This is a genomic window from Allocoleopsis sp. (assembly GCF_036703385.1).
GTDB lineage: Bacteria > Cyanobacteriota > Cyanobacteriia > Cyanobacteriales > Coleofasciculaceae > Allocoleopsis.
Map to the genome: position 1 here is coordinate 1 of NZ_DATNPA010000121.1, position 8,478 is coordinate 8,478.

The 8,478-nt window shown below is 45.0% G+C and carries 8 protein-coding genes; 7 read left to right on the forward strand and 1 reads right to left on the reverse strand.

The genetic code is table 11. The features are described from left to right. The 3 genes from V6C93_RS06175 to V6C93_RS06185 all read left to right on the forward strand — a co-directional run. Positions 1–891 (forward strand): ATP-binding protein (locus V6C93_RS06175; protein WP_333475777.1); only part of this gene is annotated, 891 nt, incomplete at its 5' end. Positions 892–924: 33 nt separating this feature from the next. Next, on the forward strand, positions 925–1,455 hold the full coding sequence (locus V6C93_RS06180; protein ID WP_414644156.1) for a response regulator: 531 nt from the start codon (positions 925–927) through the stop codon (positions 1,453–1,455). Between the two features lie 54 nt (positions 1,456–1,509). Continuing rightward, positions 1,510–2,991, forward strand: a complete 1,482-nt coding sequence (locus V6C93_RS06185) for a hybrid sensor histidine kinase/response regulator (protein WP_333475778.1) — start codon at positions 1,510–1,512, stop codon at positions 2,989–2,991. 286 nt (positions 2,992–3,277) lie between these two features. Here the strand turns inward: V6C93_RS06185 and V6C93_RS06190 are convergent, their stop codons facing one another. Further along, entirely contained in the window at positions 3,278–3,868 is a 591-nt protein-coding gene (locus V6C93_RS06190; protein WP_333475779.1) for a DUF4126 domain-containing protein, read from the reverse strand. A gap of 1,025 nt (positions 3,869–4,893) precedes the next feature. Here V6C93_RS06190 and V6C93_RS06195 point away from each other — a divergent pair. The 4 genes from V6C93_RS06195 to V6C93_RS06210 all read left to right on the forward strand — a co-directional run bounded on the left by V6C93_RS06195 (position 4,894) and on the right by V6C93_RS06210 (position 8,422). Continuing rightward, complete coding sequence (locus V6C93_RS06195) at positions 4,894–6,189, forward strand: Glu/Leu/Phe/Val dehydrogenase (RefSeq protein WP_333475780.1); 1,296 nt, start codon at positions 4,894–4,896, stop codon at positions 6,187–6,189. Between the two features lie 444 nt (positions 6,190–6,633). Continuing rightward, entirely contained in the window at positions 6,634–6,972 is a 339-nt protein-coding gene (locus tag V6C93_RS06200; RefSeq protein ID WP_333475781.1) for a nucleotidyltransferase family protein, read from the forward strand. Further along, positions 6,959–7,303: a DUF86 domain-containing protein gene (locus tag V6C93_RS06205; RefSeq protein ID WP_333475782.1), complete on the forward strand. Its 345-nt coding sequence runs from the start codon at positions 6,959–6,961 to the stop codon at positions 7,301–7,303. Before V6C93_RS06200 ends, V6C93_RS06205 begins: the two co-directional genes overlap by 14 nt. Before the next feature lie 159 nt (positions 7,304–7,462). Next, positions 7,463–8,422: a type IV pilin-like G/H family protein gene (locus V6C93_RS06210; RefSeq protein WP_333475783.1), complete on the forward strand. Its 960-nt coding sequence runs from the start codon at positions 7,463–7,465 to the stop codon at positions 8,420–8,422. Positions 8,423–8,478: the final 56 nt, after the last annotated feature.

Consider the following 8,478-nt stretch of genomic DNA (forward strand, 5'->3'; position numbering starts at 1 on the left):
GCCAAGAGTACCTTCCTGGCAAACATGAGTCACGAACTTCGCACTCCCTTAAATGCCATCCTCGGCTTTTCCCAGTTGATGGAGCGAGATACCACCCTTACCTCACGGCATCAAGACTCTTTAGCCATTATCAACCGCAGTGGCGAACACCTGCTCAATCTGATTAACGATGTCCTGGAGATGTCCAAAATTGAAGCCGGACGCCTGGTTTTGAGTCTGGAACCCGTGAACTTGCATCGATTGTTGCAGACTCTTCAGGACATGTTTGAGGCACGAACCCAAGCAAAGCAGTTGTCCCTCCGGTTTCAACTTGCCCCCGATTTACCCCCATCTGTTTTAACCGATGAAGGCAAACTCCGCCAAGTTCTCATCAACCTATTGAGCAATGCCGTCAAATTCACGGAAACTGGAAGCATAACGCTACGAGCTAGAGCCGAGCAGGAGAATCAAGGAAAATCCCCGATACCCTATACTTTATTTTTTGAAGTCGAAGACACTGGCAAGGGAATTGCATCCGAGGAAATGGGTAATCTTTTCCAACCCTTTGTCCAAACTACGAGCGGTATCGAAGCTAGAGAAGGTACAGGTTTAGGACTCACCATTAGTCGTCAATTTATCCGGTTAATGGGAGGCGACATTTACCTTAGCAGTACTGTAGGCAAAGGCTCTACCTTCCGCTTTGATATCCAAGTGACACTTGCGGATGCAAAAGCCGTTGCGCCAACCCTAACTCATGGGCGAGTCCTCCAACTTGCCCCCGATCAACCAACCTACCGCATTCTGGTCGTGGACGATCGCCCAGAAAGCCGCGATCTGATCGCGCAACTCCTTAACACTGTCGGCTTCGAGACTCGCAGTGCAACTAATGGACAAGAAGCCATACAAGAGTAGCAGCAGTGGCATCCCCACCTTATTTGGATGGATATGCGGATGCCTGTTATGGATGGCTACGAGGCAACCCGACAAATACGAGAACAAGAGGCAAGTGGACGGGGAAATTCGACTCACCCTCTCAACCCTGTGGAACACCAACCTACTGTAATTATCGCTCTCACGGCGAGTGCCTTTGAAGAACAACGCTCTAGTATCCTAGCCGCAGGCTGTGATGACTTCGTTCGCAAACCCTTCCGAGAGCAGACAATCTTTGAAAAGATGGCTGAGTATCTAGGGGTGCAATACATCTACGAGCAGGACACCAATAGCCGAGGACTACAGGAACAGACGAGCCAAGGAGATGGAAAAAATCTCACCTCTGATGACTTAGCAGTGATGCCTGCTGACTGGGTAACTCAACTCAATCAAGCCGCTGTTGAAGTGGATGGCGATCGCATTTTGCAGCTCATCGAGCAAATTCCTGCAAGCCATCTGACTTTAGCAGAGAAGCTGACCGACTTGGTACGTCGCTTCTGTTTTGATGAAATCTTAGAACTCACTGAGGAGAACCGCCATTTTTAGATACACGACTACTTCACTTTTCTCTTCTACTTAAAGTGATAAAAAAAGGAATATATGAGTTGCATCTATCCATCTACCATGCCCACTCAGCCAACCTGTATCCCTCAAGCAGATATTCTTATCATTGATGATACGCCAGAGAACCTGAACTTGTTGTCTACTATGCTGACCGAACAGGGGTATAAAGTTCGCAGCGTTACCAAAGGCTCGACGGGATTGCGAGGAGCACAAGCTGCACCCCCCGATCTGATTTTGCTCGACGTGAATATGCCTCAGATGAATGGCTACGAAGTCTGCCAACATCTCAAAGGAGACGAGCGCACTTGCGAAATTCCAGTCATTTTTATCAGTGCGCTAGGAGATGCACTCGACAAGGTGAAAGCCTTCTCGGTGGGAGGGGTGGACTACATCACCAAACCGTTTCAGGTTGAGGAGGTATTAGCCCGAATTGAGAATCACTTAACGATTAGAAGGCTCTCTCAACAACTTCAACAGAAAAATGTGCAACTTTCTGAGCAAAATATCCAACTTTGTAGAGAGATAGAAGAGCGCACACAAGCTGAGACGGCATTGCGGCAATCGGAAGCGCGAGAACGAGAAAAGGCGCAAGAACTAGAACAGACATTAGGCGAGTTGAAAAGTACTCAAGCCCAACTTATACAAGCCGAAAAAATGTCTAGTTTAGGAAAAATGATAGCAGGGATTGCCCACGAAATCAACAATCCAGTGAGCTTTATCTCCGGCAATCTTAATTATGCCCGTCAATATTTTCAAGACTTGCTAGAACTGGTTCAACTTTACCAAAATATTTACCCTAATCCTACAGGAGAAATTCAGCAGCTAGTTTCTAAGATTGACTTGGATTTTCTGGTGGAAGATTGGTCAAAACTAATGGATTCGATGCAGGTAGGATCGCGACGCATTCAAGAAATCGTTCTATCACTCAGAAACTTCTCCAGGTTAGATGAACAAGACCTAAAACCTGTTGATATTCATCAGGGTATTGACAATACGTTACTGATTTTGCAGCATCGCTTAAAGACAGACGGCGACAGGGCTGCAATCCAGTTGATTAAAGACTACAATCAACTGCCTCTAGTCACCTGTTATGCTAGTCAGTTGAATCAGGTATTTATGAACCTGCTCAATAATGCTATTGACGCTGTTGAAGGTAAACCAGACCCACGGATAATTACTATTCACACTTCATTAATGCAAAATTCTCAGTGTAGGGCTATGGCGTCCGGCTCTGCTGACAAAATTCCAAGTGATATCACTCGCAGTTCTAATTCCCAATCTGTTGTGATTCTGATTACGGATAATGGCTCTGGGATGAGTGAGGAAATACTTCATAAGATATTTGACCCATTTTTTACCACTAAGCCTGTAGGCAGTGGTACCGGATTGGGGTTATCTATTAGCTACCAGATTGTAGTGGAAAAACATGGGGGTCAACTCAGTTGTATTGCTGCCCCAGGATATGGGTCTGCGTTTTTTGTGGAGATTCCAGTCAACTTCAAAGATTCTTGGCTTTAAACAAATATCCAAGCTGAACACCTTTTAATTGCTAGCTCTCTGCTTTGGTTTGTTCTTCGGAAAGGGTTAATAAAATGCCGCAATAGAGATAATTTATAAAGTCTATTTGAAAAACAAACCTAGCCGACTTGGCTATACACTTGTTACCGGGGAGTCAACACCCGCCATGCGATGAAAATAGCAAAGGCTAGATAGCCAAATACAGTGACCCAATCCTGCCAGCGATTAGGAAGCATCAAAACATTGTCATCCACAGGCACCCTCACCTTAGTAATTTCCTTTTTTCTTAATCGGGCATCTCGTGGTGGGGGTAACGACGCATCCGAGAACGAGTTCCTCCCACATACCAGCGATGCCATTGTTTAGAGCTGCGAATTGCCAGCCACAAGAGAACTAAAGCGATTAACCCTCCCGATTTAGGGGCATCAAAAGCAAAGATAACCAGAGCAACACACAGTACATCCTGAATAAAGACGAGCCACAGGGGCAAGCCTCGCAACCGGAAGAACCATCCGACTTGAACTAACTGTAGGACAAATGCGAATAAGCCGCCGACGATGCCAACTGTCCAGACAAATGGCTCTGGAGCGGTGGCTAACTGAGCAACCGCAATGCCCATAATGGCTCCGACAACAGGACTTAAGAGAAGTTGGATAATTTGCAGCACCCGTTGCCCTACCAGCTTTTTAGAAGCCAATAGCTCAAATAAAGCCCAACTTGTCAAGATAGCCACTAAAACAGAGGGATGAATCCGAGACAGCAAAGGTATATTAGACCATAGATTATCACTCTGCAATAAACCAATCACTAGAAGAGGCAGGGCAATTCTCATTCCTGCTGATGCCGAAGCGGAAAGTGCAGCTAGGAGCTCAATCATTGTTGCCTCGTACCTCTAATAAAGCTGGGTGGGCTACTCTCAAAGTTAACCTACCAATTCAATTGAACGTCTGCTCTTAATCCGCCTGGAAGGCACTCGAGTAAGAGTCAAAAAACTATCTATCTTAGTGTAGTTGCTAATTCTATAATCGTCTTTTTTTGTCTAAATCCGGAATACTGAAATTTTTCTTCTCAAAACGAGAATTGCAGGGTACAAAAGTTCCCCTTGATCAGCTTTATGCGGCTCCCTAGTCCAGTCTAGTCGTTCACCAAAGCGATCGCGACCGTTCGTAGGCGGCACTTGACGCGTTAAGTACTCACTACAAACCCATCAAATCTAGCTGACAGAGTACTAGTGTCTTTTAGGGATTCACCAACGCGATCGCGATTCAGTGGGGGATTGGCAAGTCAAACGTGGCACCTCACGCCAAGGCGCTCAGCCTTACGGATATGCATCGGGATCAGCCTAGCCGTAGGCTTTGCTCAAGCATCCCCAACCCTAGACTCCCGGCAGGGATTAATGCCTAATGCATATGTTAATCCTAAAAAATGTAACAAAATATACAATTTACGTGCTTTCCAGCAATTCTTTAGAAATAATGAAAGTAAGCACTGTTTCATCTGATAGTTTTCTCTCCTAAGTTAGCAGAGAGCAGAAAAACCATTTGATCCAAATCACAAGCGGTTTATCGCGTCTTACAAGCTTCGCGTAATACAACCCACTAAATCATTGAACTAACTCTGTCTCTGTGGTTTAGTGGTTAAACATTTTCTATTTCAAAGAGATGTGGATGTAATACACGTTTAGCTTTCAAATTGCTCTTTAAACTCCTTGGTTAAAGTAGCAAAAAAAAATAAGTCATCATCCGGCGGAAGAAAACGCCGTTCCTCCATAGAGTATTTGAGGAAAGTTGTTTGAGTTATTTTTTGACAGCTACCAAGGCGATGGGGTTCGATGTGCAATGACTTCTTATTGGAACAAACAGCGCAGTCCCAGTCAAATCACCTAGCAGGAGAACAATCAGAATGTCTGATTCATTATTTTCTGATGCCAGCAAACGCTTAGAAAAAGCACTGAAATATGTATCACTTTCTGAGGATGTAACAGAATCCTTAAAGCACCCAAAATCGAGTCTAAGCGTTTCAATCCCAGTACGTATGGATAATGGGAGCTTAAAGGTTTTCCAGGGGTATCGGGTTCGCTATGACGATACGCGAGGGCCAGCAAAAGGAGGTGTACGGTATCATCCGAATGTTTCGCTTGATGAAGTGCAATCTTTAGCATTTTGGATGACCTTTAAGTGCGCCGTCCTAAATCTTCCCTTTGGGGGAGGTAAAGGTGGAATTACAGTTGAGCCGAAAGCGCTATCGAAGTTTGAACTAGAACGATTGACGCGCGGTTATATTGATGCGATCGCAGATTTCATTGGCCCAAATGTAGATATTCCCGCCCCTGATGTTTACACGAATGCCATGATTATGGGCTGGATGATGGACCAATACAGCATCATTCGGCGTCAAATTACTCCTGCTGTTGTGACCGGTAAACCTCTGACAATGGGAGGCAGTGTGGGACGAGAGAGTGCTACCGCAACTGGTGCTTTCTATGTCATTGAATCGATGCTGCCAAAATTTGAAAAAGTACCAACCACTACAACGGTTGCAATTCAAGGATTTGGTAACGCCGGTGGCATATTAGCCGAACTCCTGTATAAAGCTGGGTACAAAGTAGTTGCTGTCAGCGACTCTCAAGGAGGGATTTATTCCAAGCAAGGACTCGATATTCCCCATATCCGACAGCATAAAGCCTCAGGCAATGGCATTAAATCCGTTTACTGTAAGAGTAGTGTCTGTAACCTAGAAGACCATGAATTGCTAACCAATGAGGAACTATTAGCTTTAGATGTAGACGTTCTCATTCCCTCCGCCTTGGAAAATCAAATTTATGAAGGAAATGTCAATAACGTCAAAGCTAAATTTATCTTTGAAGCGGCGAATGGCCCTACCACATCGGCGGCTGATCAAGTGTTAGAAGATAAAGGAATTTATGTTTTCCCGGATATTTTAGTTAATGCCGGAGGCGTCACCGTAAGTTATTTTGAATGGGTACAAAACCGGAGTGGACTGTATTGGACACTCGATGAAGTGAATCAACGCCTGAAGCAGAAGATGGTGGAAGAGACTCAACAGATTTGGTCAATTTCTCAGGAATTCGGAATTTCGATGCGAACAGCCGCTTATGTTCATGCGTTGAATCGACTAGGAGAAGCACGGACTGCGAAGGGAACAAGAGATTACTATATCAATGGTCGAAAATCCTAGTTCTCGGATTGGGTGAGAGTTTACCAGTTCCATAACCCAACAGGGATTTAAGTTGAATGGCACTGACTTAAGCGTTTGTAGTAAGCGCTTTAGCGCTTCTGGCACTGAAGTGCCGACTACGAACCTATGTTATTTCAGTGACATTCGATTTAAGTTCCTGGCTCATAGAGCAAGTCCTCTGAAGAAGACTTGCTCTGTTTAATTTTAAGCGCGACTCAGTAACCTAAGCCAGCACTGGGAAAAGGGAATGCAACTGGTGCGGACTATTGGGAATGTGATCGCCCTTGGCGTTGCCGAAGGCTAGCGCAGATCGCTTGCAAAAACTCCAGTTACTTTATGATAAAGATTTTGGTAAAAAGCTATTCTCGAAGTAGAAAGCGCGAAGGTAGAGAAATCATTTCTTTCAATCCAAAGGTAATAGCAGCATCGGAGGTATCTTATCAGATGTCAGTGGAGATACAAACTCTTCTGGAGAAACGGTTGGGAGTTTCGCAAAAAGCGATCGCTAAATTTTGTCAGCGTTGGCACATTATTGAATTTGCTGTATTTGGTTCTGTTCTACGGAAAGATTTTCGTCCTGATAGTGATATTGATGTGTTAGTGACTTTTGCACCCGAGGCTAAGCGGGGCTTGAGGGAAACCCTACAAATGCAAGACGAGTTAAAAGCTATGTTTCATAGAGAAGTTGATTTCATTGTCAAGACAGCCCTGGAAAAAAGCCAGAACTGGTTGCGACGCCAAACTATTTTAGATTCAGCACAAGTGATTTATGCCACGCGATAACGAATCTCTGATTGATATTGAAAGAGCAATTAGACGAATATTGCGTTACACCCACAATGTAAGTCGGGCTGAACTTGAAATGAATGATGAAAAAGTATCAGCCATTCTCTACCAAATTGCGGTCATTGGTGAAGCAACCAAGCGTCTATCTGAGGAGTTTCGTCAGCAACATCCAGAAATCCCTTGGCGAGATATAGCAGGGATGCGAGATGTGTTAATCCATAAATACGATCAAGTGGATTTTGACGTGATATGGGATGTTGTAGAAAGTAAGCTGCCTGAACTTCTAACGTTGCTTGAACCACTTCTCCCATCTCCAGAAAACTCATAATCCTAAGCTCTACTTTATGAGAATCGAGTTTGGAAAATGCAATTGTGCATGAGTTCCCGGTAAGGATTATTAATGCTTAGAAAAGACTCAACAATATATCTTCCGAGCGGATGGCGAATACAACCTGTTAAAATCCAGGGAGTGCTGGGTTGAATTGCCATGAGTCATCTTGTTTCTAATCTAGCGACAGGTTCACACCGCGTGCGCCCATTGCAACGCTTGTGGGTGCCTGGGTTAATGGCTAAAGGATTGTTCGTTGTATTACTCGGTACACTGGGAACGCCAGTGAGTGCTCAACCCCCAATGGGGCTAGCAGTTACTCAAACTCAAGAAGCTGCTGAAAGCAATGCAGTTATCCAACAATTGAGAGGGCAGTGGCAAACCAAAGACCCCACCACAGGCAAGGTCATTAAATTTATTTTTGCGCCGGACGGGAATTTATTTACCGTATTACCAGCACCTGACGGGTCTTCGGTTGCGATTAAGTTTGGTTACAAGATTAATTCGACCACTCAGCCCATGCAACTGGATATGATTGTCAGTCCTGAGCAAGTCGTTCAGACCATTTTTGAATTGACCCCGCAAGGAAAGCTGCATCTACAGTTAGAGGGTCTAAGTGCTGGAGAACGCAGACCTACTCAGTTTAACGCCGCGTCCACGCTGTTTGACAAGGTTTCGGATGTTGCCACCGTGCCAAAAGATGTTCGAGTGATTGCACTGGAGACACAAAACACCAATTCAGGGCAAAGCGTAGTCAAACAGTTCCTAACTATCCTGAGCCAAGCGCAGCAGGCTTACTACCTGAAAAATGGAAAATTTGCTGCCGATGTCGAAGAGCTGAAGATTGCGACTAACTTAGAGACTCAGGATTATCGCTATCAAATTGTGCCTCAAAAGGATAATACGCAGAGTGTGATGATTACTGCGATCGCAAAAAATGCAGGACTTCCCAGCTACACGAGTGCCGTGTTTGCTACTAAAGTGAATGGGAAAACGACCACTACAGCCCGAATTTGCGCCACTGAAAAACCTTCAACTTCGCCTCCTACCATGCCAGCGCCTCCCGCTAGTGGTTCTTTGGATGTTCTCTGTCCAGCCGGTTCCCGTGTTCTGCCCTAGAATTAGCGATCGAGCGATCGCTCCCTTGTCCTCAGCATTTCGGTTTGAGGGGTGGC